This is a genomic window from Streptomyces sp. NPDC037271 (assembly GCF_055603605.1).
Window position 1 is genome coordinate 143,713 of the sequence record NZ_JBVJVN010000012.1, and the last position, 24,918, is coordinate 168,630.

The following is a 24,918-nucleotide window of genomic DNA, read 5'->3' on the forward strand; positions in this document are numbered from 1 at the left end:
GCCCTTTCTCCTCATCTTCCTCACGACGCATCTCGCCGTGAGACGGATTTGGCACCTTCCCTAGTCGGGAGCCTCGCCACGTCTGCGTGACAAGAACCGACTGGAGGGTTGCCGGGGCTTCAACGGGCCGTATCCCTCTGCCCCTCTGGATGAGCGGTATTCGGTTGTTGTGCGGTGGTGCGGTTGTTGCGCGGTGGTGCCGCGCGGGCCCCCCGGCATGCGGTGGGCCCTCGCGTTGTTCAAGACTGTAACCGAAGGCCAGGGCGGTTGAGACAGTCGTCCGCACCGCGAGATGGATCACAACGGATCACGAAGGAGCCACCGGACGTGCTGGAAGAAGTCGAGCGCTGGCTGAGCACACGCTCCTGGTCCCTGGCGGACCGGCCGGTCCAGCAGCTCCTGACCGCCAAGCACGCCACGGGCCAGTCGGTCAGCGTGGTGCTCCCCGCCCTCGACGAGGAGGCGACGGTCGGCGACATCGTCACGGTGATCCGCCGGGACCTGATGGGGCGCGTCCCGCTCGTCGACGAGATCGTGGTCGTGGACTCCGGGTCGAGCGACCGCACGTCGGAGGTGGCCGCGGCGGCGGGCGCGCGCGTCGTGCACCGCGACGCGATACTCCCCCGTCTCCCGGCCGTACCCGGCAAGGGCGAGGTCCTGTGGCGCTCACTGCTGGTCACCGGCGGTGACATCGTCTGCTTCGTCGACGCCGACCTGCGCGAGTTCTCCGCCGACTTCGTCTCCGGGATCGTGGGGCCGCTGCTCACCGACCCGGACGTGCACCTCGTCAAGGCCATGTACGACCGCCCGCTGGGCACCGCGGCCGGTCAGGGCGGCCGGGTCACGGAACTGATGGCCCGCCCGCTGCTCAACATGCACTGGCCGCGGCTGGCCGGTTTCGTGCAGCCGCTCGGCGGCGAGTACGCGGCCCGCCGCTCCCTCCTCGAACAGCTTCCGTTCCCCGTCGGCTACGGGGTCGAGCTGGGCATGCTGGTCGACGCCCTGCACCTGGTGGGCCTCGACGCCCTCGCGCAGGTCGACGTCGGCGTGCGCAGGCACCGGCACCAGGACGGCCAGGCGCTGGGCCGCATGTCCGCCGCGATCTACCGCACCGCCCAGCTCCGGCTGGCCCGCGGCCACCTGGTCCGGCCGTCCCTCACCCAGTTCGAACGCGGCGCCGACGGCTTCGAACCGCGCACGTACTCCGTGGACACGGAGGAGCGGCCGCCGATGACGGAGATCGCGGAGTACGCGGCCCGGCGGGTGGCCTGACTCGCCGGGCCGCGGTCTCCGGGCCCGCGGTCTCCGGGCCCACGGTCTCCGGGCCCGCGGTCTCCGGGCCGCGGTCCTTGGTCCTCGGCCCCCGGTACGGGGTGGCCTGCCTCCCGGTCCCGGGGCCGCGTCAGCCGGAAACGCCGTCCGACCAGCGCCAGGTGCCGCCGGAGTCGCGTGCGCAGGTCAGGTACTCGCCGCCGCGTCCGTGGGTGCTCAGGCCGCGGTGCTTCTTGGCGCAGAACTGGCCGTCGGCATAGCAGTTGCCCGCGGGACTGGTGAGTTCACAGACGCCGGTACCACCGCCGGTACCGCCGCCGCTGCCGCCGCCCGTGCTGCCGCCGGTGGCGGTGCCGCCCGTGCCGGTGTCCTTCGGCTTCGCCGATTCGGGGGCGGGAGTCGGCTTCGGGCGCAGCGAACGCCCCGCGCAGTCCCGGCCGTCGCGGGGGACGGTGAAGATCACGCCGTCGGGGCCGCTGGTCTGCTCGCAGACCTTCTCGCCGGTGCCCCAGGAGGAGGCCTGTCCTCCGGTGCCCTGGAGCCGGACGGTGTAGGCGATGTCCGCCTTCTTGGCGGAGATGACGGCCGACCCGACGCTGCGGCCGGTGAAGTCCGGCAGCGTGGCGGGGGTGGGGGTGGGTGCCGGGGTCGGGGAGGCGGTGCTGGGGGACGCCTCGGGTGTGGGGCTGCTGTCCGGGGTCGCGGCGGCCGTCGCGGGCCGTGCTTCCGTCTCGTCGCCGGCGCCCTCGTCGCCGCAGCCGGTCAGCACCAGCGCGCAGGCCCCGACCAGCGCCGCGGCGCGCGCGAATCCGCGCTTGCGTATGGGCATGCGGCCCACCCCCCAGAAAGTTGAAATGTGCACCGCACATCCTTGTTCTTTTCACACCAACCTCACAAGGTGCGTGACGCGATCGATGCCGAGGGGGCATCCGGCCACGTTTGAGGCCCCCGGGGCCGGGCTAGGTTGAGGCGTATGGCTTCAAGCTTCGGTGCTGCTCAGGTGCTGGTCGCCTCCAACCGGGGGCCCGTCTCGTACGAGGTAGGGGAGGACGGTTCGCTGCACGCCAAGCGCGGCGGTGGCGGGCTGGTCTCCGGGCTGTCGGCCATCGGGCCGGACGCGGGGGCGCTGTGGGTGTGCTCCGCGCTCGGTGACGGCGACCGCGAGGCGGTGCGGCGCGGGGTCGGCGAGGACGGCGTACGGATGCTGGACGTACCGGCCGACGTGCACGCGGACGCGTACAACGGGATCGCCAACAGCGTGCTGTGGTTCGTGCACCACATGCTCTACCAGACGCCCCTGGAGCCGGTCTTCGACGCGGAGTTCCGGCGGCAGTGGGCCTCCTACGAGGCGTACAACCGGGCCTTCGCCGAGGCGCTGGCCGAGGAGGCCGCCGAGGGCGCGGTCGCGATCGTGCAGGACTACCACCTGACGCTGGTGCCCGGGATGCTGCGCGAGCTCCGGCCGGACCTGCGCATCGGCCACTTCTCGCACACGCCGTGGGCACCGGTCGACTACTTCCGGCTGCTGCCGGACGACATCGCCGAGCAGGTGCTGCGCGGCATGCTCGGCGCCGACCGGCTCGGGTTCCTCACCCGGCGCTGGGCCGACGCGTTCACCGCGTGCTGCGACGCCCTGGTGGGCGGGACCGGCGGCACGGAGACCGGCGTGCACGGGCTCGGGGCGGACGCGGAGTTCCTGCGGCAGCGCTCGCACGAGGCCGACGTGGACGAGCGGATGGCGGCGCTGCGGGCGGAGATCGGGGAGGGCCCGGACGGGACCGCGCGGAAGACGATCGTGCGGGTGGACCGGACCGAACTGTCGAAGAACATCGTGCGGGGGCTGCTGGCGTACCGGGAGCTGCTGGCGGGCCGGCCTCAGTGGCGGGAACGGGTCGTGCACGTCGCGTTCGCGTATCCGTCGCGGCAGGACCTCGCCGTGTACCGGGACTACACCGCCGAGGTGCGGCGGGTGGCGGACTCGGTCAACGCGGAGTTCGGGACGGCGGGGTGGACGCCGGTCGTGCTGCACGTGAAGGACGACTTCGCGCGGTCGCTGGCGGCGTACCGGCTGGCGGACGTGGCGCTGGTCAACCCCGTCCGGGACGGCATGAACCTCGTCGCGAAGGAGGTGCCGGTCGTCTCCGACGAGGGGTGCGTGCTGGTGCTGTCGCGGGAGGCGGGGGCGTACGAGGAGCTGGGTGAGGACGCGGTGGTGGTGAATCCGTACGACGTGTCGGGGACGGCCCAGGCGCTGCACGAGGCGTTGTCGGTGGGGCCCGGGGAGCGGGCGGAGCGGTCGAAGCGGCTGGCCGCGGCGGGTACGGCGCTGCCTCCGGCGCGGTGGTTCCTGGAGCAGTTGGAGGCTCTGAGGTCCTGACGGCCGGATGACCGGCGCCGGGCGGGCTGGGGCGGATGACCGGCGCCGGGGGTGGGGCGGGGCGCGAGGCCGGGACCCTGCCGGGTGCCGCCGCGCCCACCCCGGGCGGCACGACCGCCCGCGGTCAGGTGGCGTCCGCCAGGGCGCGGACGAGTGCCACCACTCCCGTCGGGCCGTCGACCACCACGTCCGCTCGTGCGCGCAGGTCCGGGACCTCGTCGCTGCCGCTGCACACCAGGAGGCCGGGGGTGCCCTCCGCGCGGAGGGCGTCGACCGCCGCGAAGGCGGGGAGGTCGCCCAGGTCGTCGCCGGCGTAGAGGACTGCGCCCGCGTCGAGCTCCCGGACGTACGCCCGCAGGGCGGCGCCCTTGTCCATGCCGGGTGGGCGCAGTTCCAGGACCATGCGGCCCGGCTCGACGATCAGGCCGTGGCGGGCGGCCAGGTCGGTGAGGGGGGCGCGCAGGGCGTCGAAGGCGGCCCGGGGGTCGGGGGCGCGGCGGGTGTGGACGGCGACCGCGTGGCCCTTCTCCTCGACCCAGGTGCCCTCCCCCGCGCCGGACCGCTCCAGCAGGCCGGGCAGTTCCGCGCGGACGGCGGCGACGCCGGGGTGCGGGTCGGGGGCGGTGAGGGTGCCGGTGGCGGCGTCCCAGCGTTCGGCGCCGTAGTGGCCGAGGACGACGAGGTGGTCGAGGCCGGGGACGCCCGCGAAGCCTCCGTGGTGGACGGCGACCTCGGCGGGGCGGCCGGTGATCACCGCGACGGCGGCGACCTTCGGGGCGAGGGCCGCGAGCGCCGGTACGGCGTCCGGGTGGGCGCGGGCCCGGTCGGGGTCGGCGACGATCGGGGCGAGCGTGCCGTCGAAGTCGAACGCGACCACCGCGCGGCCGGGACGGGCGAGAAGGGCGTCGAGCCCTTCGCGTCCGGCCTCCGTCGCGGGCGTCGGCAGGTGGTCCGGGGAGTCGTCACGGGTGGAGTCCTGGTGGCTGCCCATACCGCGAACCTATCCCGCCGGCGCGGGGGCACGCATGGCTCGTACGGCGACAGTCCGGCGGACGCCGACGGCCCGGCGAGCGCCGACGGCCGGCCCGCCATCGCGGCACGGTGCAGGGACGACGCCCGGAGGAGCCGGAGGAGCCGGAGGCAGGCGTGCCGGGCGGATCCTTGCCCTCCGGTCCGTCCGGTACCGTCCGGTCCGGTCGCCGTCACCGCTCCGAGCGCCGTGCCTCCCGTATCCGGCGCAGCCGGTTGACCGTCACCGGGTCGGCCGCCAGGGCGCGGGGGTCGTCCAGGAGGGCGTTGAGGAGCTGGTAGTAGCGGACGGGGGCCAGGCCCAGTTCCTCGCGGATGGCGCGCTCCTTCGCGCCGGGGCCGGGGAAACCGCGGCGTTCCAGCGCGAGGATGTTCCGCTCCCTCTGTCCCAGGTCCATGTACGGCACCGTAACGCCCGCCACCGACAGCGGCCCCCGCGCTCCTGCCCCGCTGCCCGTTGCCCCGCTGCCCGTTGCCCCGCTGCCCGTTGCTCCGCCGCTCCGTTGCTCCCTACTCCGCGCTGCCCGCCCGCATCGCCGTCGCCTGGATCTGGTCGAGCACCTGCTCGGTGCTGCCGCCGGGGGCGACCGCCTGGCCGATGCGCTTCTTGATGTCCGCGCTGACCGAGGCCCAGGAGGTCTTGCCGACCGGGTAGAGCTCGGAGAGCAGCAGTTCGTTCAGGAAGGGCTGGAGGTCCTTGTCCTCCGCCGCGGTGCTCATGACCTGGGACGCGGAGGTGGTCACCGGCAGCAGGTCGTACTGGCGGGAGAAGGTGAGGACGTTCTCGTCGCTGTAGACGAAGTCGAGGAAGTCGCCGATCTCCTCCTGGTGGCCGTTCTTCTTGAAGGCGGTCATCCAGTCGGTGACACCGAGCGTGTTCCTGCTGGCGCCGTCGATGCCGGGGGTCGGCACCATGCCGTACTTCACGCCCTTGCCGGACGCCGTCTTCATCAGCGTGGGGTGTCCGTTGAGCATGCCGACGTCGCCGTTCGCGAAGGCGGCGAAGGCGTCGGCCCGGTTGAGCTTGCCGGGGGCGACCGGGCCGGTGAGGCCCTTGCCGACCAGTTCTTCCTTGAGCCAGGTGAAGGTGGTGACGTTCTGCGGCGAGTCGATGGAGTAGGTGCCGACGTCGTCGGTGTAGCCGCCCCCGCCGCTGAGCAGCCACTGCACCGTCTCGGCCGGCGCCTCCTCGGGGCCCAGCGGCAGGGCGTACGGGAACTTCACGCCCTCCTTCTTGAGCTCCTCGGCCGCTTTCGCGAGGTCGTCCCAGGACTTGGGCGGGGTGACGCCGGCCTTGTCGAAGAGGGTCTTGTTGTAGAAGAGCACGCGGGTGGAGGCCGCGAAGGGCAGGCCGTACTGCACCCCGTTGACCTGGCCGGCGCCGGCGAGCTGCGAGACGTAGTTGGCCTGGACCGGGATGGAGAGCAGGTCGTCGGCCCGGTAGAGCAGGTCCTTGTCCGCGTAGTCGGAGTAGGCGCCGATCTGCGCCATGTCGGGGGCCTTGCCGGCCTCGACCATCTCGCGGACCTCGCGGTCCACGTCGTTCCAGGAGTACACGGTGACGTCCACGTGCACGTCGGGGTGCTTGGCCTCGTAGGCCTTGGCCAGCTCGTCCCAGTAGTTCTGCGAGCTGTTGGCCTTGCTGTCCCCGTAGTCGGCGGCCACCAGCTTCAGCGTCACCTCGCCGGAGTCTCCGGTGAGCCCGCAGCCGCCGAGGACCGCTGCCATGCCCAGTGCGGACACCACCGCGATCGTTCCTGTCCTACGCCGCTGCACCCTGATTCCCCAACCCTGCCGACGACTTGTGTCGTTCGCTGCTTTGCTTACGCGTTCGCTAGTTCGCTTGTTCGTTTAACGGATTAAGGTCTACACCACGGCAGTGGACTAGACCTCTCCCGGGTCAACGGGCCACACTGTCCCCCGTGAGACATGTCATCGCCCTCGACGTGGGCGGCACCGGGATGAAGGCCGCCCTGGCCGGGCCGGGGGGCGAGCTGCTGCACCAGGCACGCCGGGCCACCGGCCGCGACCGCGGGCCCGACGCGGTCGTCGCGGGCATCCTGGACTTCGCCGCCGAACTGCGCGCCTACGGCGCCGACCGGTTCGGCGAGCCCGCCCGCGCCGCCGGCGTGGCCGTCCCCGGCATCATCGACGAGGCCAACGGCACCGCCGTGTACGCGGCCAACCTCGGCTGGCGCGACGTCCCCCTGCGGGCACTGCTCGGCGACCGGCTCGGCTCCGTCCCGGTCGCCCTCGGCCACGACGTGCGCACCGGCGGGCTCGCCGAAGGGCGGGTCGGGGCCGGGCGGGGGGCCGACCGGTTCCTGTTCGTGCCGCTGGGTACCGGCATCGCGGGCGCCATCGGCATCGACGGCCGGGTGGAGTCGGGCGCCCACGGCTTCGCGGGCGAGATCGGCCACATCGTCGTACGGCCCGGCGGGACGCCGTGCCCGTGCGGGCAGCGCGGCTGCCTGGAGCGGTTCGCGTCCGCGTCGGCGGTCGGCCAGGCGTGGGCCGAGGCCTGCGGCGACCCGGACGCGGACGCCGCCGGCTGCGCCCGGGCCGTGGCGTCGGGGGACGCCCGGGCCGCCGCCGTGTGGCAGGACGCGGTGGACGCGCTCGCCGACGGACTGGTCACCGCGCTCACTCTGCTGGACCCGCGCGTCCTGATCATCGGTGGCGGCCTCGCCGAGGCGGGGGAAACCTTGTTCACACCGCTGCGGGACGCCGTCCGGCGGCGGGTCACCTTCCAGAAGCTTCCGGAGATCGTCCCCGCGGCGCTGGGGGACACCGCCGGCTGCCTGGGTGCCGGGCTCATGGCCTGGGACCTGCTCGACGCCGGCCGCACCGGCACCGGCCCAACCGGCACCGGCCCGATCGGCACCGGCACCGGCACCGGCACCGATCGGAGCACCGATGGGACCGGCACCGAACCGCTCGGCACGGAACCGCTCAGCACCACTTCTTCCGCTTCCACGACCGTGACTCCCCCGGAGGTAACCACCTGATGGCCCCAAGCAAGGTTCTCGCCGGTGCCCGGGTGGTACTGCCCACCGGGACCGTGGACGACGGCCGCGTGATCGTCGACGGCACGCGGATCGCGGACACGGCGCCCCCTCAGGCCGAGGTCCTCGACCTGTCGGGCCACTGGGTGGTCCCCGGCTTCGTCGACATCCACAACCACGGGGGCGGCGGCGCCTCCTTCACCGGCGGCACCGCCGAGGACGTCCTCAAGGGCGTCGAGACCCACCGCCTGCACGGCACCACCACGGTGGTCGCCTCCGCCGTCACCGGCGACCTGGACTTCCTGGCCCGGCAGGCCGGGCTGCTCGCCGAGCTGGCCCAGCAGGGCGACGTCGCCGGCATCCACTTCGAGGGGCCGTTCATCTCCCCGTGCCGCAAGGGCGCGCACGACGAGCAGTTGCTGCGCGACCCCGATCCGGCCGAGGTCCGCAAGCTCGTCGACGCCGCGCACGGCCACGCGAAGATGCTGACGCTCGCCACCGAGCTGCCGGGCGGCCTGGACTCCGTACGGCTGCTCGCGGAGCACGGTGTGATCGCTGCCATCGGGCACACGGACGCGACGTACGAGCAGACGCTCCAGGCCATCGACGCGGGCGCGACGGTCGCCACGCATCTCTTCAACGCGATGCCGCCGCTCGGCCACCGCGCCCCCGGCCCGATCACGGCACTGCTGGAGGACGAGCGGGTCACCGTCGAGCTGATCAACGACGGCACCCATCTGCACCCGGCCGCGCTCCAGCTCGCGTTCCACCACGCGGGCGCCGCCCGGGTCGCCTTCATCACCGACGCGATGGACGCGGCCGGCTTCGGCGACGGCCGCTACCTGCTCGGTCCGATGGAGGTCGAGGTCGCGGACGGCGTGGCCCGGCTGGTGGAGGGCGGCTCGATCGCGGGCTCGACGCTCACCCTGGACCGCGCCTTCAAGCGGGCGGTGACGGTGGACGGGCTGGCCGTGGAGGACGTCGTCGCGGCGATCTCCGCCAACCCGGCGCGGCTGCTGGGCCTGGACGACCGGATCGGCTCCCTGGAGCCCGGCAAGGACGCCGACCTGGTGGTCCTGGACGCCGCGTTCGACCTGGTGGGCGTCATGCGCCGGGGCGAATGGGTGGTCGATCCCCAACTGGGCTGATCCGTCCCCGGGTCCGCTCCCGGGCCGGCCGCGGTGGCCGGGCCGAGGGTGGGCCGGGGGGTGGGCCGGGGGGTGGGCCGGGGGTGGGCCGGGGGGTGGGCCGACCGCCGCCCTTTTGGCATGATCGTGTCCACGGAAGGCCGCCCCTGCGCGGGCGGCTGCCAGGCGATCGGGGGAGGTCGGCACAGGTGACGCAGGCGACACGGGCGACACGGGCGACACAGGTGATCCTCACCGTCACGCTGAACACCGCTCTCGACATCACCTACCGTGTCCCGCGCCTCAGGCCCCACGCCTCCCACCGGGTCACCGAGGTGACGGAGCGGCCCGGCGGCAAGGGGCTGAACGTGGCCCGGGTGCTGGCGGCCCTCGGGCACGAGGTGACGGTCACCGGCTTCGCGGGCGGCGTCACCGGTGACACCGTGCGCGAGGGGCTCACCGGCGTGCCCGGGGTGACCGACGCGCTCGTGCCGGTCGCGGGGGCGACCCGGCGCACCGTCGCCGTCGTGGACGAGCGCACCGGCGACACCACCCAGCTCAACGAGCCCGGACCGGCCGTCGCACCCGCCGAGTGGAACGCCTTCCAGGACGTCTACGAGGACCTGCTCGCCGGTGCCTGCGCGGTGGCCCTGTGCGGGAGCCTGCCGCCGGGCGTTCCGGTGGGCGCCTACGCCGGGCTGGTGCGCACGGCGCGCGCCGCGGGCGTGCCGGTGCTGCTGGACACCGGCGGGGAGCCGCTGCGCCGGGGGCTCGCCGCCCGCCCGGACCTGATCAAACCGAACGCCGAGGAGCTGGCCGAGCTGACCGGCTCGCACGAACCGCTGCGGGCCACGCAGGACGCCCGGCGCCGCGGTGCCCGCTCGGTGGTCGCCTCGCTGGGCGCCGATGGGCTGCTCGCGGTGACCCCGGAGGGCCGCTGGCGCGCCGCCCCGCCCGCCCACGTGCACGGCAATCCGACGGGAGCGGGCGACTCGGCGGTGGCGGGACTGCTCTCCGGCCTGGTCGAGAACCTGCCCTGGCCGGACCGCCTGGCCCGCGCGGTCGCCCTGTCCACGGCGACGGTGCTGGCACCGGTGGCGGGCGAGTTCGACCGGGCGGCGTACGAGGACCTGCTCGGACGCGGGGTCGCGGTGACGGCGGAGGCCGACGCGGCGTGACGCCCCGGCCCGCGGCGCCCTACCCCTACTCCTTGACCTGGCCCTTCTTCAGGGAGAACTGGTCCAGCAGCACGTTGCACTTGTCGCCGTCGGCGCAGGAGAGCGAGATGGTGTTGGTGCCCTTGTTCAGGGTGGGCCAGGCGTAGGTGGTGGTCCAGCCCTTGGCGAAGTCGCCGTCCTTGGCGCCGGTGAAGTTGCCCATGTTCAGCTTGCTGCCGAACTCCTTGCCGTTGACCGTCAAGGTCATCGACTGGTCCTCGCCGGCCGCGCTGTACCCGGTGAACAGGGTGTAGAGGCCGTCCTCGGGGATGCCGTCCACGGTCCAGGTGACCGAGGCACCGGGCTGGTTGAGGTTGGCCACATAGACGCCGCCGTCCGACCGGGCGCCCTCGATCTCCGCGGCGGTGGCCACGCCGGGCGACAGCCGCAGCGCCTTCGCGTCGACCGCCGGGAGCTCCGCCTCCTCCTCGGCACCCTCGCTGGCCGACGGGCTCGGGTCGGTGGTCTGGGACTGGGTCGGGGTGGGGTCGCCCGCGGCCTCGTTGCCGCCCTTCTCGTCGTCCGAGCCGCTGCTGGCCATGGCCACGGCGATACCGACGACCACCGCGGCGACCACCGCGACCGCGCCGATCAGCAGGCCCTTGGTGTTGGGGCCGCGCCGTCCGCCGCCCCCGCCGTGCCCGGAGTGCTGCGGGGCGTTGGGAGCACCGCCGCCGGGGAAGGTCTCCGGCGCGGCGTAGTGCGCGTTCGGCCTGCCGTGGCCCTGCGGCTGGCCGTAGGCGCCCTGCTGCTGCGGGGCGGCCTGGCCGTAGGCGCCGGCCGGCCCGGCCTGGCCCTGCGGTGCCCCGTACTGCCGTGTGCCGACGGGACGCACCCGGTTGACGGAGTTCGGGTAGCCGTAGCCACCGGACGGCGGCTGGGCTCCGTTGGCCTGCCCGTCGGCGTAGAGGTAGCCGAAGGGGTCGTCGTCCTCGGGCGTGCTCGCGCCGTTGTTGCCGGGCGTCATCCCTAGGTCTCCTAACCAGATGCGGTGCGTGTGCGGTACGGGTGTGAGACAGCGAGCCTACCCGCTCCCACTGACCCGAACGGGTGACTCATACCGCATCAACGCGCTGACCTGGTGATCATCCGGCTCGGCGGTGCTGTTTGGGACGAGATCGTTTCTCGACGTACATCCGTTCGTCGGCGGACTTCAGCACTTCGTCCGCCGTCATGCCGCAGTGGGCCCACCCGATGCCGAAGCTGGCGCCCACGCGGACGGCCCGTCCCTCGGCCCGGATCGGCTGGATGATCTCGTTGCGCAGGCGTACGGCGAGGTCCTGGGCGTCGGCCTGGCCGAGCCCGTTGGCGAGGATCACGAACTCGTCACCGCCGAGCCGGGCCACCGTGTCGCCGTCGCGCACGCCGTCGCTGAGCCGGCGGGCGACCTCGATGAGCACGGCGTCGCCGGCGTTGTGCCCGAACCGGTCGTTGATCGACTTGAAGCCGTCCAGGTCGCAGAAGAGGACCGCGAGGCCCTTGGTGCCGTCGTCCCGGCCGTCCTCGGGGGCGACGGCGTGCACGTGGTGGTCGTAGGCGCCGTACGGCTCGGCGGCCGCCCCGAAGTCGAAGGTGTGGCCGCCGGAGTCGAACACGGCGGAGTCCCCGTAGGCGGCGTCCATGGCGTCCACGACGCCCGCGTGGGACGACTGCGGGCGCCGGCACAGCCGGGCGGCGAGACGGGAGCGCAGCTCGGCGGAGTTCGGCAGGCCGGTGAGGGAGTCGTGGGAGGCGCGGTGGGCGAGCTGGAGCTCGCGGCGCTTGCGCTCCTCTATGTCCTCGACGTGGCTGAGCAGGAAACGCGGCCCGTCGGCGGCGTCGGCGACGACGCTGTTGCGCAGGGAGACCCACACGTAGGTGCCGTCGCGGCGGCCCAGGCGCAGCTCGGCGCGGCCGCCCTCGGCGGAGGTGCGCAGCAGGGTGCCGATGTCCTCGGGGTGGACGAGGTCGGAGAAGGCGTAGCGGCGCATCGCGGAGGCGGGGCGGCCGAGCAGGCGGCACAGGGCGTCGTTGGTGCGCAGGATGCGGCCGTGCTGGTCGCCGCCCATCTCGGCGATGGCCATGCCGGAGGGGGCGTACTCGAAGGCCTGGCGGAAGCTTTCCTCACTGGCCCTGAGCGCCTGCTGGTCGCGTTCCAGGCGGACCAGGGCGCGCTGCATGTTGGAGCGGAGCCGGGCGTTGCTGATCGCGATGGCGGCCTGGAACGCGTACATCTGCAGGGCCTCGCGGCCCCAGGCGCCGGGGCGGCGGCCGTTGCGCGGCCGGTCCACGGACAGGACGCCGACCAGCTCGCCGCTGTTGCCGCCGCCCTGCGGGCCGGGCGCGTACATCGGGGCGAAGAGCCGGTCCGAGGGGTGCCACTCGTCCTCGAAGCGGGGCGCGGGCCCGTCGGTGTACCACTGGGGGACGTCGTCGTCGTCGAGGATCCAGCCCTCGGTGTGGGGTATGAAGATCAGGTCGCCCCACTGCTCGCCCATGGCCAGGCGGCGGTCCCAGGAGTCGCGCGAGCCGACCCGGCCGGTGATCAGTGCCTCGGCGGCCTGGTTCCCCGCGAAGGCCGCCACGACGAGGTCGCCGTCGGGGCGGACCAGGTTGACGCACGCCAGTTCGTACCCGAGGGCGTGGACGACGCCGTCGGCGACGGTCTGCAGGGTGTCGGCCAGACTGCGGGCCGTGTTCATGTCGGCCATGGCCTGGTGCAGCTGACGCAGGGACGCAAGACGGACGTAGGGCTCCGACTCGGTCTCCATGCTCGCCCTCCCCCCGAGACCTCGCAGTGCATCAAGGGTTCTCTTCGGCGCCTTTACTGATGGTGCCCTTGCAGGTTCCCCGCCACTGAATCACAGCGCGCTGCCCACTCGGTACACAGGGTCAACAATTACCGCTTCTTGTGACTCAAGTCACAGCGAAAGATGAACAATTGAGTGGTGTTTCTGCGGTTTCCCGGTGCGTTTACCGAACGCAAAGTTTGTAGGTATGCGCACAGCTCGTTCTGTGGTCCTAGGTCCCGGTTCGGGCCCCGGTTCGGCCCAGGGGCCGATGCGGGGCCGGCGGCCCGGCGATTAGCGTGACGGCGTGCCGAACTCTCCATCCCTCACGCCCCCTGCGTCCCCCGCGTTCCCGTTGCCGTCGCCCGCCCCCGGGCATGCTGAGGGGGTGAGCAACGAGGAGTTCCGTGCCGCCATGTCCCGGCTGGCCTCGGGCGTGGTCCTGGTGACCGCGCAGGAGCCGCCGCTCGACCCCGACGACCCGCAGGCCCCGCGCGGCGAGGACGTCGGGATGACGGCCACGGCGTTCATGTCCGTGTCCCTGGACCCGCCGCTGGTCCTGGTCAGCCTGCGCGAGGGCTCCCGCATGGACGACCTGCTCGCCGAGCAGCCCCTGTGGGCGGTCTCCGTCCTGTCCGAGAGCCAGCGGCACGTCGCGGGCCGCTTCGCGATGAAGGGCCGCGTCAGCGACCGGCTCCTCTTCGCGGACCTCCCCTGCCTGCGGGGCGAGCAGTCCGGGGCCCTCCTGGTGGGCGGGGCGCTGGCGACCCTGGAGTGCCGCACCGAGCAGCGGGTGGCGGCCGGGGACCACACCCTGGTGATCGGCCGCGTGCTGACCGCCGGTCTGCCGAGCCCCGACGGAGGACCGCTGGCGTACTTCAAGGGGCGGTACCGGCAGCTGGGGTGAGCCGTAATCGGCTCGCCCGCCCTCACACCGCGTGCCTAGGGGGTGTCGTTCGGATCGGGTCGGCTCCAGGCAACGGTGCCTTGCGATCGACCCGAGCGGGGTCTGGTGCGTGCAGCTGCAAGGCGGAGGAGGGCGACAGGGCGGAGCCCTGGCAACCGACGACAACGCCGCAGATGTGCGTGCCGGACCCCGCGACCCCGGCAAGATCCAAACGACACCCCCTGGGGTGCGGGCATGAAGCCCAGCACCACGCTCCGCCTCGAAGAGATCACTCGCGCGAACTTCGAAGCCGCGGTCGGCATCCGGGTCCGCCCCGACCAGGAGGCCGCCGTCGAACCGGTGGTGACGTCCCTCGCCGAGGCCTACCTCCACCCCGGGGTGGCCTGGCCCCGCCTGATCGTCGACGGCGACCGCCCCGTCGGCTTCCTCATGGCCTTCTTCGACATCGACTGGTACGAGGACGGCAGCGTGCTGCGCTCCGGGCTGTGGCGGCTGAACATCGCTGCCGGCGAGCAGGGCCGGGGCTACGGCCGCTTCGCCGTGGAGTCGGTGGCGCGGGAGGTCCGCCGGCGCGGCGGCAAGGAGTGCTGGGTGACGTGGCATCCGGGCCCGGACGGCCCCGGGGGCTTCTACCTGGGCCTGGGCTTCCGTCCCGACGGGGAGACGAGCGAGGGCCAGACGGTGGGCGTGCTGGAGGTGGACTGACCGGTCCCGGCGCCTCGGGCCGGGCCTGGCTCTTCGGACTGGCCCCGGCTCTTCGGGCCGGTCGTGCTCTTCAGGCCGGTCGGGTCCCTTCGGGCCGGCACCGGCTCTTCGGTCCCGGCGCCTCGGGCCGGTCCGGGCTCTTCGAGCCGGCTCCCGGCCCTCCGGCTAGTCCCAGTTCTTCGGGGAGCGGCCCCGCTTGGTCTCCGAGCGCTGCTTCTTCTCCCGCAGCCGGCGTTCGTTGATGCCGCGCGGTATGCGGGTGGGCCTGCGAGGCCTGGGCGGGGGCGCGGTGGCCTCGGCGAGCAGCGCCGCGAGGCGTACGGCGGCGGTCTCGCGGTTGCGCCACTGCGAGCGGTGCTCGGAGGCGCGGACGGTGACGACCCCGTCGGCCAGGCGCCCGGCCAGCCGCTCCAGCGCCCGCCGCTTCCACACCTCGGGCAGGGACTCGGTCCTCGCCAGGTCGAAGCGGAGCTCCACCGCCGTGTCCGTGGTGTTGACGTGCTGCCCACCGGGCCCGGAGGAGCGCGAGAAACGCCAGACGAGCTCGGCCTCGGGCAGGGAGACGGAGCCGCGGATGACATGGGGACCGGACATGCCGTCCATGTTCCCGTCCCCGGGCGGCCCGCGTCACCCCAATATCCTCGGTCCCGGCCTCGGTAAAGAAAGTAAAGAGAGCAGGAACCTTGTGGACCCCTCTCGTCGTTCATGGGGATAGCTGTAGCTTTCTTGCCGTAAGTAAACGAAGGAAGGGACTCCCAACAATGGCTGTAAGCCTGTCCAAGGGTGGCAACGTCTCGCTCACCAAGGAGGCTCCGGGCCTGACCGAAGTCACCGTGGGCCTCGGCTGGGACGTCCGTACCACCACCGGCACCGACTTCGACCTCGACGCCTCCGCGATCGCGGTCAACACGCAGGGCAAGGTCTACTCCGACGCCCACTTCGTCTTCTTCAACAACAAGCAGACGCCGGACAACACGATCGTCCACACCGGTGACAACCGCACCGGCGAGGGCGCCGGCGACGACGAGGCGATCAACGTCAACCTGGCCGGCCTGCCGGCCGACATCGAGAAGATCGTCTTCCCGGTCTCGATCTACGACGCCGAGAACCGTTCGCAGAACTTCGGCCAGGTGCGCAACGCCTACATCCGCATCCTCAACCAGGCCGGCGGCGCCGAGATCGCCCGCTACGACCTGTCCGAGGACGCGGCCACCGAGACCGCGATGGTCTTCGGCGAGCTGTACCGCAACGGCGCCGAGTGGAAGTTCCGCGCCGTCGGCCAGGGCTACGCCTCCGGCCTGGTGGGCATCGCCCAGGACTTCGGCGTGAACGTCTGACGGTCGGTCCGCGACAGCGAACCGCCGACGTGAGGCCCCGGCACCGCCGGGGCCTCACGCATGTCTGCGGCCCCGACAGCCGGTCCCCACAGGCGGTCCCACCAAGCGTCCCCACAGGCGTCCCAAGGTGTTCCAACGGGGCATCCCACCGGGCGTTCCAACGGGGCATCCCAACGGGCGTTTCACGTGAAACGCCTCATAGGATCACGACGTGCGCACCCCCCGTCTGCTCGTTGCCACCGCCACCGTCACCCTCCTCGCGGCGTGCAGCGGCGGCGGAGTCGACGGCACTCCCGGCGGCTCGGGCGTGCGCGACCCGTACTTCCCGAAGGCGGGCAACGGCGGCTACGACGTCAGCCACTACGACCTGACCCTGGCCTACGACCCCGACGCCGAGCACCTGACCGGGACCACGACGGTCACCGCCCGCGCCACCCAGGAGCTGTCCGCCTTCAACCTCGACCTCAAGGGCCTGGACGTCGAGGAGGTCACCGTCGAGGGCCGGGAGGCGCGCTTCAACCGGGCCGGCCAGGAGCTGACCGTCCGCCCGGCGGACGAGCTGGACGACGGGGAGACGTTCCGTGTGACCGTCCGCTACTCCGGTGACCCGGTGACGGTGACCGACCCCGACGGCTCCGAGGAGGGCTGGTTGCCCACCGCCGACGGCGCGGTCGGGCTGGGCGAGCCGACGGGCTCGATGGCCTGGTTCCCCGGCAACCACCACCCCTCCGACAAGGCCACGTACGACCTCGCGGTGACCGTGCCGAAGGGGCTCGGGGCCGTTTCCAACGGCGAGTTGACGGGCGAGACCACCCGCGACGGCCGCACGACGTTCACCTGGCGCACCGCCGAGCCGATGTCGAGCCACGTCGTCACGGTCGCCGTCGGGGACTGGGAGACCGACCGGTCCACCACCGACGACGGTCTGGCGGTGTACACGGCCGTCGACCCGGAGCAGGCCGACGCGAGCCGGGCGGTCCTGGGGCGGATTCCCGAGGTCATGGCATGGGCCCAGGAGAACTTCGGCCCGTACCCCTTCTCCTCCACCGGCGCGATCGTCGACCGCGTCGAGGACGCCGGCTACGCCCTGGAGACCCAGAACCGGCCCTACTTCCCCGGCGCCCCCGACACCGTGCTGCTCGTCCACGAACTCGCCCACCAGTGGTACGGGAACTCGGTCAGCCCGAAGACCTGGCGCGACATGTGGCTCAACGAGGGCTTCGCCACCTACGCCGAGTGGCTGTGGGAGGAGGACGAGGGCGGGGACACCGCGCAGGAGACCTTCGACGCCCTCTACGACGGGACCTACTACCCCGACGAGGACGCGAACGACTCGATCTGGGCGTTCCCGCCCGGGGACCCGCCCGGCGCGGAGCACATCTCCGCGAGCCCCGTGTACCAGCGCGGCGCGATGGTCCTGCACAAGATCCGCCGGACGGTCGGCGACGACGCCTTCCTGGCCCTCCTGCGGGGCTGGGCCGCCACCCACCGCCACGGCAACGCGGACACCGGGGACTTCACGGCGTACGTGGAGAAGTCGGCGCCGGGCGAGGACTTCTCGGGGATCTGGGACGACTGGCTGTACGGAGACGGCAGGCCGGAGAGGCCGTGAGACCGTGTTCAGCCCTTCCGCGGTCGTCTCCCCAGGCTGCTCAGGTGGTCTGCGCGGCGCGGTTCCGCTGGAGGGACGTGAGCCGGGTGACCAGGGCCATCGCCAATACGGCGCTCACGACGCCGACACCGTTGGCGGACTGCGAGTTGAGGATGGACTCCCTGGCGCCCTCCACGAGGTCGTTCTCGTTCCAGGCCCTGAAGGAGTCGTTCGCGAACATCGTGAAGTGAGCGAGCCAGAACCACCACCAGGTGTGCAGCAGCCACCGCCCGGCGCCCTTCGGACGGCCGGTCGTCGCCGTCCAGATGTCGTTGGCGATCTGCTTGGGAAGGTAGAAGTTGACGACGGGGATGAACCAGCCGCCCGCCGCCAGACCGGGGCTGTAGCGGATGCGGCCCGGCGCGAGTGCGTCGGCGTTCAGCCACACGTGGCGGAACCAGCACACCCACACGCCCGCCACCCCCAGGATCGCCAGCGCGCTCAGGCTGTCGATCAGGTCGGTCGCGAGCGCCCAGTCGTCGAAGCCCTCGATGACGTGCGGGGACTCCTGGGCGTCGTGACGGCCGAGTTGGGTGAACACCCCCCCGAGGACGGCGCCGCGGGCCATCAGCAGCAGGGCGAACACGCCCAGGAAGGCGTTCAGGGCCACGGCCAGGCCCCGGAGCGGGCGCACGGGCCGCCGGGCGAACGGGGTGGGAGAGACCGAGGTGGGGGCGGAGGCCGGCACGGGGGCGGGAGTGGAGTACACCGGAGCCTGCTGGGGGCCCGGCCGGGCACCGAACGGCGTGGGGACCGGGCCCGGGGGCGTCGACAGGCCGTACGCGGTGGGCGGCGGGCCGAAGCCCGCGACCGGCGCCCCGACGGGCAGACGCTTCTCCGGGTCCTCGCTGTCCAGGAGTTGCACGGCGTGCCGGCCCAGCTCCGCCAGTACCTCGCCGGGCAGCCACGCACCGCCCGGCGCGGCGTCCGCGCCCTCCATGTCCTCGATCGACGTCAGCAGCTCGTCCGGCGTGGGGCGTTTGTCAGGGTCCTTCACCAGGCAGGCGGCGATCAGGCCGTGCCACGCCTCGGGCGTACCAGACAGGTCCGCCTCCTCGGTCGCGATGCGGAAGAGCAGCGAGTGCAGCCCGCCCTCGGCGGTGCCGAAGGGCATCCGGCCCATCGCGGCGTAGGCCAGCACCGCGCCGAGGCAGAAGATGTCGCTGGCGTACGACACCTTCTCCCCGCGCACCTGCTCGGGGGACATGAACCCCGGGGAGCCCACGACGGCCCCCGTCCGGGTGAACCCGTCCGCGGACTGCGTGGACACGTCCAGCGCGCGGGCGATGCCGAAGTCGATGACGCGGGGGCCGTCGATGGTCACCAGGATGTTGGAGGGTTTGAGGTCGCGGTGCACGAGACCGGCGCCGTGGATGGTCTGCAGCGCCCGCACCAGGCCCACCGCCAGCACCCGCAGGGAGGAAGGGGGCAGCGGCCCGTACTGCTGGTCCACGACCTCGGCGAGCGACGGGCCGGCGACGTAGCCGGTGGCGACCCAGGGGGTCGGCGCCTGGGTGTCGGCGTCCAGCACGGGCGCGGTCCACTCGCCGCCGACGCGCTGGGCCGCCCTCACCTCCTGCGCGAAGCGCCGCCGGAAGTCGGGCTGGCGGGCCAGTTCCTCGCGGACGGTCTTGACGGCCACCGTCCGGCCCCGGTCGGAACGCGCCAGGTACACCCGTCCCATGCCGCCCTCGCCGAGCCTGCCGAGCAGTCGGTACGTACCGACCCATTCGGGATCGCCCGGCTCCAACCCGTTCATTCGTGCTCCCTCGTTCCTGGCGACACCGTGCGCCTGAGGATAGAGACACGAGGTATGTGTGTGAAAACCCGGTGCTCCAGAGCCAGTTGCGCCGCCCATCCCCATGACTCACGAACGGCATGCCGCAGCCGGTTCCCCGGCCATGACACCATCACCTGCGTGCTCGACATCGGCTACGCCCTCTCCACCCGCTTCCCCGACCCCCCGCAGACGGACTACCGCCGTGCGGACGTCCACGCGCTGCGGCACGACCTGTTCTGCGGGGACGTGTATCTCGCCGACACCAAGGCGGACCGGGAGTTCTCCACAGCCTGGGGATGGGTGCCGGTGCTCGACTTCGCCTGGGCGCTGTGCGACATCGTGGAGCGCGTCGACCGGGACCCGGCGGGCTCCAGGGCCGCCCGGCCGCAGCGGGCGGAGCTGGACTTCACCGAGTCCACCGACCGCCTGCTCTTCGAGCGCCGCTTCGGCTGGGTCGACATCGAGGCGGAGTGGCTGCCGGCGACCGAGCCTCCGCTCTCCTTCTCCCACGCCGAACTGCGCCGGGAGGCCCGGGACTTCCTGCACGACCTGATCGCCGACCTCACCGACATGCACGACGACCTGGCGGACAACCCGGCGATCTGGACCCTCCAGGCCCGCTTCCCACGGGTCTCCTGACCGCCACGGCCCACGGGCCACAGGCCACGGGCCGCCGCCCACAGGCCACAGGCCACAGGCCCACGATCCACAGGCCCACGATCCACGGGCCCTCGGTCCACGGGCCCGCGGTCCACCGCCCCGACCCCGGCGCCAGTACCCCGCGGCCCCCGCTCCGCCGTCTGCCCGGGCGCCGGCACACGCACACCCAGCTCCGCCGCCAGCACCGGGCGCCGGCACCGCACCCCCGGCTCCCGCCGTCTACCCGGGCGCCAGCACCCGCAGCCCCAGCTCCGCCGCCAGCACCGGTGCCAGGTCCAGCAGCTGGGCCGGGCTGATCACCGCGCCCGACAGGCGGTCCACGCCCCGGGCCAGCTCCAGCGGTGCGGCGCCGCGCAGATCGACGTCCGTGAGGGCCGCCGCGCTGAAGTCCGCCCCCTTCAGGGCGCAGTCCACGAACTCGACCCGCTCCAGGCGGGCGCCCCCGAAGTCCGGCTCGACCAGGACGCAGCTCTCGAAGACGACGTCCTTGAGCCGGGCCCGGCGCAGATTCGGGTAGTCGATCTTGCCGCCGCGGACCAGCACCCGTTCCAGGACGGCACCGTGCAGCTGGGTGCCGCCCAGACGGGCGTCGACCAGCTCGACGTCGCGCAGGGTCGCCTCGGCGAGCTGCGTACCGACGCCACGGACGCCGGTGAGGACCGAGTCGAGCAGCCGGGCCCGGGTCAGCGTGGCCTCGTCCAGCGCGCACCCCGTCAACGCGCAGTCCATGAAGCGGGCGCCCGCGCCGTCCTGCCCGGCGAGGTTCGTCTCCCGGAACTCCAGCGCGTCGTAGTCCCCGTCCGGCTCCAGCTCGTCTCCGTCGTACGGCGCCAGCGGCGGCAGCCGCAGCTCCGGGCGCCGCGCCGCCCGCACCCTCGTCGCGCCCGTACCGCCGCCGCCACCCACCGCTCTCCTCACCATGCCCCCATGCTGCACCCCACCCCTGACAACCGGCGCTGACCTGCACGAACGCCGCGCCTCCCGCCGTCATGTCACATTCGGCGCCGCGCCGGGCGTCGTACTCGCAGACAGGCATCAGCCAGGCGACTGCGACCCGAGGGAGAACCCAGCCATGCAACGCATCACCGTCATCGGCGGCGGTTTCGCCGGACTCACCGCGGCCATCACCGCCGCCGAGTCGGGCGCCGAGGTCACGGTGCACGAGGCCCACCACACACTCGGCGGACGGGCCCGGACCACCGACGGGCCCTACCGGACCAACGACGGCCCGCACGCCCTCTACAACGGCGGCCCGCACTGGGCATGGCTGCGACAGCGCGACCTGATCGGTCCGCTCGCGCCGCTCCCGCCCCCGGAGGCGGCCCGGCTGCGGCTGCGCCACAAGGGCGTGCTGCGCCGCACCCCGCCTCTCGCCATGCTCAAGTTGCTGCGCCGGGGCGTCGGGCCGGCACCCGTCGACACCGACTTCCTGACCTGGGCGGCCGGCATCGCGGGCGAGGAGGGTGCCCGGGCCGCCGCCCACTACTGCGCCGTCGCCCTCTTCCACCACGACCCCGGCTCGCTGTCCGCCGCCTTCGTGCAGGAACGCCTGCGCCGGGCCGCCAAGCTGCCGCCCGAGGCGCACTACCCGCGCGGCGGCTGGTCCGAGGTCGTCGACCGGATGGCCGCCCTGGCCTGGAACCTCGGCGTCCGGGTGGAGACGCTCTCCCGCGTCGGCACCGTCCCGACCGACACGCCGGTCGTCGTCGCCACCTCCCTGGACGCCGCCCGCCGCCTGCTGGGCGACCCCGCGCTGACCTGGCCGAGCGGGCGCACCACCCTGGTCGACCTGGCCGTACGGACCCGGCGCGGTGACGCCTTCGCGGTCTCCGACCTGGACGCGCCGGGCTGGATCGAGCGGTTCACGGCGCAGGACCGCACCCTGGCACCGGCGGGCGAGCAGCTGATCCAGGGACAGATCCCCATCGCGCCCGACGAGTCGAAGGCCGACGGCACCGCCCGTGCCGAGCAGCTGCTCGACCTCGGTTTCCCCGGCTGGCGCGAGCGCCTCACCTGGCGGCGCGAGGCGGTCGCGAACGGCCGTACCGGAGCCGTGGACCGGCCCGGCACCACGTGGCGCGACCGGCCCGCCGTCGACCGCGGCGACGGCGTCTACCTCGCCGGTGACCAGGTCGCCGCGCCGGGCCTGCTGTCGGAGGTCTCCTTCAACAGCGCCCTGACGGCGGTGTCCCTGGCCCTCGGACGGCGGGAGCTCGACGTCGACGGCCCGGGGCTGAAAGCCAGGGGCTGAAGTTCACGGGACTGAACCACGGGGCTGAAGCCGCAGGGCTGAAGCCGCAGGGCTGAAGCCGCGGGGGTTCCTCGCGAGACGGAAACGCCCCCCCCCCGGCGGCCGGCCCGGATCCGTGCCCGTCCGGGCGGCGGCGTGACAGCAAGTGACGACAGCTCACGGAACGGGATGCGGTACGTCCCGATTCATGGTCTTCTGGCCAGATGAGTGGCACCTGGACAGGTGGGCCGGCCGCGCCCGCGGAGGCCGACCCCCGCCGTTGGTGGGCGCTGGTGGTGATCGCCCTGGCCCAGCTGATGGTCGTACTCGACGCGACCATCGTGAACCTCGCGCTGCCCTCCGCGCAGCGCGACCTGGGCATGTCCGACGCCAACCGCCAGTGGGTGATCACCGCCTACACCCTCGCGTTCGGCGGGCTGCTGCTGCTCGGCGGCCGGGTCGCGGACCTGGTCGGACGCAGACGCACCTTCGTCGTCGGGCTGGTCGGCTTCGCCGCCGTCTCCGCGATCGGCGGTGCCGCCACCACCCCGGCGATGCTCTTCGGCGCCCGCGCCCTCCAAGGCGTGTTCGCCGCCGTCCTCGCGCCGTCCGCGCTGTCCCTGCTGGCGACCGCCTTCACCGACCCGAAGGAACGCGGGAAGGCCTTCGGCATCTACGGCACGCTGGCCGGCAGCGGCGCCGCCGTCGGTTTCATCGTCGGCGGCGTGCTCACCGAGTACCTGAACTGGCGCTGGTGCCTGTACGTCAACACCCCCATCGCCGTCGTCGCCGTGATCGGCGCCCTGGTCCTGCTCCGCGACCGGCCCGGCCACACCGGCGCCCGCCTCGACGTCCCCGGCGCGGTCCTCGGCTGCGGCGGCCTGGGCGCCCTCGTGTACGGCTTCAGCGAGGCGCAGCCGCGCGGCTGGACCGACCCGCTGGTACCGGCGCTGCTCGCCGCGGGCGTCGTACTCCTCGCGGTCTTCGTATGGTGGCAGACCCGTGCCCCGAGCCCCCTGCTGCCGCTGCACGTCATCCGCGACCGCAACCGCGCCGGCTGCTTCCTGACGATGATGCTGGCCGTCATCGGCATGTTCGGGATGTTCCTGTTCATGACCTACTACCTCCAGACCGTCCTCGGTTACTCCCCCGTGCGGACCGGCCTGGCGTTCCTGCCGATGACCGCCACGATCGTCATCGGCTCCACCCAGGTCTCGGCCCGGCTGCTGCGCCGCGTGGGCCCGCGCATGCTGATGGTCCCCGGCATGCTCCTCGCCTCCGGCGGCATGGTGGTCCTCACCCGGATGACCGTGGACTCGGAGTACGTCTCCGACCTCCTGCCCGCGCTGATCCTGATGGGCCTCGGCATGGGCCTGACCTTCATGCCGGTCTTCTCCACCGCCACCGCCGGGGTCGCCCCGCGGGACTCCGGCGTGACCTCGGCGACGGTCAACACCGCGCAGCAGGTGGGCGGCTCGATCGGCACGGCGCTGCTCAACACCGTCGCCACCAGCGCCGGCGCGTCCTACGTCGCCTCCCACCTCACCGACCCGTCGCGGCGGGAGTCGGTCGTCCGGGAGGGCATCGTGCACGGTTACACGGTCGCCATCTGGCTGGCCGCCGGCGTCATGCTGCTGGCGAGCCTCGTCGCGGGCCTGATGGTGACGGCCAAGGCCCCGGAACACGACGCCCCCGCCGACGACCGGCCGGTGCCGGAGCCGGTGGCCTGAGGGGCCCGCACCTCGCGGGACCTGTGCGGGGCCCGCGCGGGAGGCCCACGCGGGAGTCGTGGGCACCGCCGAGGCCACCGGGCACGCCGTTACCGCCGAGGCCGCAAAGGCTCGATATCCGCGTGCCTTCTCCGCCGTGCTCCAGGTAGCGTCGGCCGGCATGATCGACGTTCCGGACGCGCTCGCCGCCTCGCAGGCGAAGTACAACGGAGAGGCGGGCCGCGCCTTCATCGACGCGCTGCCCGCGCTGGCGGCCGGCTTCCTGGACCGATGGGAGCTGCGTCTCGACGGTCCCGCCATGCACGGCTGGGCGGCCCTCGTACTGCCCGTCGTACGCCGCGACGGCACACCGGCCGTGCTGAAACTCCAGATCCTCGACGCCGAGACCGAGGGCGAGCCCGTCGCCCTGCGGCTGTGGGACGGCGACGGCGCGGTACGGCTGCTCGACCACGACGCGGCCACCGGCACCATGCTCCTGGAGCGCCTGGACGCGGCCCGCATGCTCAGTCACGTCGAGGACTCCCGCGAGGCCGTCCTCGTCATCGCCCGGCTGCTCGCCCACCTCACCCGGGTCCCCGCGCCGCCGGGCGTGCGCCGCCTCGGTGACATCGCGCGGGGCATGCTGGAGCGGACGCCGCGGGTCCTCGAGCGCATCGCGGACCCGCGGGACCGCCGCCTGGTCGCCGACTGCGCCGCCGCCGTGCGCGAGGTCGCCGACGAGCCCGGCGACCGGCTGCTGCACTGGGACCTGCACTACGACAACGTCCTCGCCGCGGACCGCGCCCCCTGGCTCGCCATCGACCCCAAGCCACTGGCCGGCGACCCCGGTTTCGACCTGCTGCCGGCTCTCGACAACCGCTACGACCCGGCAGAGACCCGGTGGCGTTTCGACGCCATGACCGGCGTCCTCGGCCTGGACCGCGAGCGGGCCCGCGCATGGTCGCTCGGCCGCGTCCTGCAGAACTGCCTGTGGAACGTCGAGGACGGCGACCCGCTGGAGCCCGAGCAGCTGGAGATCGGGCGGCTGCTGCGGACGGCGTGAGCTGTCGGTGACCGGGTTCGCCGCGGGCCCGCCGAACCGGCCCTGCCCGCACGCACCTCCTGACCCTGCGGATCCCCCGTG

22 protein-coding genes and 1 riboswitch are annotated in these 24,918 nt (G+C 73.2%); of the genes, 13 read left to right on the forward strand and 9 right to left on the reverse strand.

Annotated features, from left to right (window positions below; all coding sequences use genetic code 11):
- Nucleotides 1-8: 8 nt before the first annotated feature.
- Nucleotides 9-156: riboswitch (SAM riboswitch) on the reverse strand.
- A 171-nt stretch (nt 157-327) separates the two neighbouring features.
- A complete protein-coding gene (locus ACZ7G3_RS21645) occupies nt 328-1,272 on the forward strand; it encodes a glucosyl-3-phosphoglycerate synthase (protein ID WP_426596829.1) in 945 nt (314 codons plus the stop codon).
- 130 nt (nt 1,273-1,402) lie between these two features.
- Here ACZ7G3_RS21645 and ACZ7G3_RS21650 read toward each other — a convergent pair whose 3' ends face one another.
- Nucleotides 1,403-2,101: a hypothetical protein gene (locus tag ACZ7G3_RS21650; protein ID WP_470927605.1), complete on the reverse strand. Its 699-nt coding sequence runs from the start codon at nt 2,099-2,101 to the stop codon at nt 1,403-1,405.
- A gap of 144 nt (nt 2,102-2,245) precedes the next feature.
- Here ACZ7G3_RS21650 and ACZ7G3_RS21655 point away from each other — a divergent pair, with 144 nt between their 5' ends.
- On the forward strand, nt 2,246-3,649 hold the full coding sequence (locus ACZ7G3_RS21655) for an alpha,alpha-trehalose-phosphate synthase (UDP-forming) (protein WP_470927607.1): 1,404 nt from the start codon (nt 2,246-2,248) through the stop codon (nt 3,647-3,649).
- 124 nt (nt 3,650-3,773) lie between these two features.
- Here ACZ7G3_RS21655 and otsB read toward each other — a convergent pair whose 3' ends face one another.
- The 3 genes from otsB to ACZ7G3_RS21670 all read right to left on the reverse strand — a co-directional run bounded on the left by otsB (nt 3,774) and on the right by ACZ7G3_RS21670 (nt 6,454).
- Complete coding sequence (otsB, locus tag ACZ7G3_RS21660; RefSeq protein ID WP_470927609.1) at nt 3,774-4,640, reverse strand: trehalose-phosphatase; 867 nt, start codon at nt 4,638-4,640, stop codon at nt 3,774-3,776.
- A gap of 211 nt (nt 4,641-4,851) precedes the next feature.
- Nucleotides 4,852-5,076 carry a DUF3263 domain-containing protein gene (locus ACZ7G3_RS21665; RefSeq protein WP_426520588.1) on the reverse strand — a complete coding sequence of 75 codons (225 nt, stop codon included), beginning with the start codon at nt 5,074-5,076 and terminating at the stop codon, nt 4,852-4,854.
- A 112-nt stretch (nt 5,077-5,188) separates the two neighbouring features.
- Entirely contained in the window at nt 5,189-6,454 is a 1,266-nt protein-coding gene (locus tag ACZ7G3_RS21670) for an ABC transporter substrate-binding protein (protein WP_470927611.1), read from the reverse strand.
- 146 nt (nt 6,455-6,600) lie between these two features.
- Between ACZ7G3_RS21670 and ACZ7G3_RS21675 the strand changes: the two genes are divergently transcribed.
- From ACZ7G3_RS21675 to ACZ7G3_RS21685, 3 genes are all read left to right on the forward strand, one after another.
- Nucleotides 6,601-7,686, forward strand: a complete 1,086-nt coding sequence (locus ACZ7G3_RS21675; protein ID WP_470927613.1) for an ROK family protein — start codon at nt 6,601-6,603, stop codon at nt 7,684-7,686.
- Nucleotides 7,686-8,831, forward strand: coding sequence for an N-acetylglucosamine-6-phosphate deacetylase (gene nagA, locus ACZ7G3_RS21680; protein WP_470927615.1), 1,146 nt, complete (start codon nt 7,686-7,688; stop codon nt 8,829-8,831). Before ACZ7G3_RS21675 ends, nagA begins: the two co-directional genes overlap by 1 nt.
- A 224-nt stretch (nt 8,832-9,055) precedes the next feature.
- Nucleotides 9,056-9,988 carry a 1-phosphofructokinase family hexose kinase gene (locus ACZ7G3_RS21685; RefSeq protein WP_470927703.1) on the forward strand — a complete coding sequence of 311 codons (933 nt, stop codon included), beginning with the start codon at nt 9,056-9,058 and terminating at the stop codon, nt 9,986-9,988.
- A 25-nt stretch (nt 9,989-10,013) separates the two neighbouring features.
- Here ACZ7G3_RS21685 and ACZ7G3_RS21690 read toward each other — a convergent pair whose 3' ends face one another.
- Both ACZ7G3_RS21690 and cdgB read right to left on the reverse strand, forming a co-directional pair.
- On the reverse strand, nt 10,014-10,994 hold the full coding sequence (locus tag ACZ7G3_RS21690; RefSeq protein WP_470927617.1) for a carbohydrate-binding protein: 981 nt from the start codon (nt 10,992-10,994) through the stop codon (nt 10,014-10,016).
- 118 nt (nt 10,995-11,112) lie between these two features.
- A complete protein-coding gene (gene cdgB, locus ACZ7G3_RS21695) occupies nt 11,113-12,777 on the reverse strand; it encodes a diguanylate cyclase CdgB (protein ID WP_426596835.1) in 1,665 nt (554 codons plus the stop codon).
- Nucleotides 12,778-13,102: 325 nt separating this feature from the next.
- Here cdgB and ACZ7G3_RS21700 point away from each other — a divergent pair, with 325 nt between their 5' ends.
- Together ACZ7G3_RS21700 and ACZ7G3_RS21705 are read left to right on the forward strand one after the other, a co-directional pair.
- Nucleotides 13,103-13,702: a flavin reductase family protein gene (locus tag ACZ7G3_RS21700; protein WP_470927619.1), complete on the forward strand. Its 600-nt coding sequence runs from the start codon at nt 13,103-13,105 to the stop codon at nt 13,700-13,702.
- A gap of 234 nt (nt 13,703-13,936) precedes the next feature.
- A complete protein-coding gene (locus tag ACZ7G3_RS21705; RefSeq protein WP_470927621.1) occupies nt 13,937-14,407 on the forward strand; it encodes a GNAT family N-acetyltransferase in 471 nt (156 codons plus the stop codon).
- 165 nt (nt 14,408-14,572) lie between these two features.
- Here the strand turns inward: ACZ7G3_RS21705 and arfB are convergent, their stop codons facing one another.
- Complete coding sequence (gene arfB, locus ACZ7G3_RS21710; protein ID WP_426520600.1) at nt 14,573-15,010, reverse strand: alternative ribosome rescue aminoacyl-tRNA hydrolase ArfB; 438 nt, start codon at nt 15,008-15,010, stop codon at nt 14,573-14,575.
- 158 nt (nt 15,011-15,168) lie between these two features.
- On the opposite strand from arfB, the gene ACZ7G3_RS21715 reads away from it, so the two are divergent.
- Both ACZ7G3_RS21715 and ACZ7G3_RS21720 read left to right on the forward strand, forming a co-directional pair.
- Nucleotides 15,169-15,744 carry a TerD family protein gene (locus ACZ7G3_RS21715; protein ID WP_007450822.1) on the forward strand — a complete coding sequence of 192 codons (576 nt, stop codon included), beginning with the start codon at nt 15,169-15,171 and terminating at the stop codon, nt 15,742-15,744.
- A 211-nt stretch (nt 15,745-15,955) separates the two neighbouring features.
- Nucleotides 15,956-17,356, forward strand: a complete 1,401-nt coding sequence (locus ACZ7G3_RS21720) for a M1 family metallopeptidase (protein WP_470927623.1) — start codon at nt 15,956-15,958, stop codon at nt 17,354-17,356.
- A 40-nt stretch (nt 17,357-17,396) separates the two neighbouring features.
- Here ACZ7G3_RS21720 and ACZ7G3_RS21725 read toward each other — a convergent pair whose 3' ends face one another.
- Nucleotides 17,397-19,154, reverse strand: a complete 1,758-nt coding sequence (locus ACZ7G3_RS21725; protein ID WP_470927625.1) for a protein kinase domain-containing protein — start codon at nt 19,152-19,154, stop codon at nt 17,397-17,399.
- Between the two features lie 159 nt (nt 19,155-19,313).
- Here ACZ7G3_RS21725 and ACZ7G3_RS21730 point away from each other — a divergent pair, with 159 nt between their 5' ends.
- Nucleotides 19,314-19,814, forward strand: a complete 501-nt coding sequence (locus ACZ7G3_RS21730) for a hypothetical protein (protein WP_426596840.1) — start codon at nt 19,314-19,316, stop codon at nt 19,812-19,814.
- Nucleotides 19,815-20,054: 240 nt separating this feature from the next.
- Here ACZ7G3_RS21730 and ACZ7G3_RS21735 read toward each other — a convergent pair whose 3' ends face one another.
- Nucleotides 20,055-20,756 carry a pentapeptide repeat-containing protein gene (locus ACZ7G3_RS21735; protein WP_470927627.1) on the reverse strand — a complete coding sequence of 234 codons (702 nt, stop codon included), beginning with the start codon at nt 20,754-20,756 and terminating at the stop codon, nt 20,055-20,057.
- A gap of 151 nt (nt 20,757-20,907) precedes the next feature.
- On the opposite strand from ACZ7G3_RS21735, the gene ACZ7G3_RS21740 reads away from it, so the two are divergent.
- The 3 genes from ACZ7G3_RS21740 (at nt 20,908) to ACZ7G3_RS21750 (ending at nt 24,837) form a co-directional block, all read left to right on the forward strand.
- The gene (locus ACZ7G3_RS21740) at nt 20,908-22,086 is read left to right on the forward strand and encodes an NAD(P)-binding protein (RefSeq protein ID WP_470927629.1); all 1,179 of its coding nucleotides are present in this window, start codon (nt 20,908-20,910) and stop codon (nt 22,084-22,086) included.
- A gap of 203 nt (nt 22,087-22,289) precedes the next feature.
- Nucleotides 22,290-23,795 (forward strand): MFS transporter, encoded by a 1,506-nt coding sequence (locus tag ACZ7G3_RS21745; protein WP_426596843.1) that lies wholly within the window; start codon nt 22,290-22,292, stop codon nt 23,793-23,795.
- Between the two features lie 160 nt (nt 23,796-23,955).
- Nucleotides 23,956-24,837, forward strand: a complete 882-nt coding sequence (locus ACZ7G3_RS21750) for an aminoglycoside phosphotransferase family protein (RefSeq protein WP_470927631.1) — start codon at nt 23,956-23,958, stop codon at nt 24,835-24,837.
- Nucleotides 24,838-24,918: the final 81 nt, after the last annotated feature.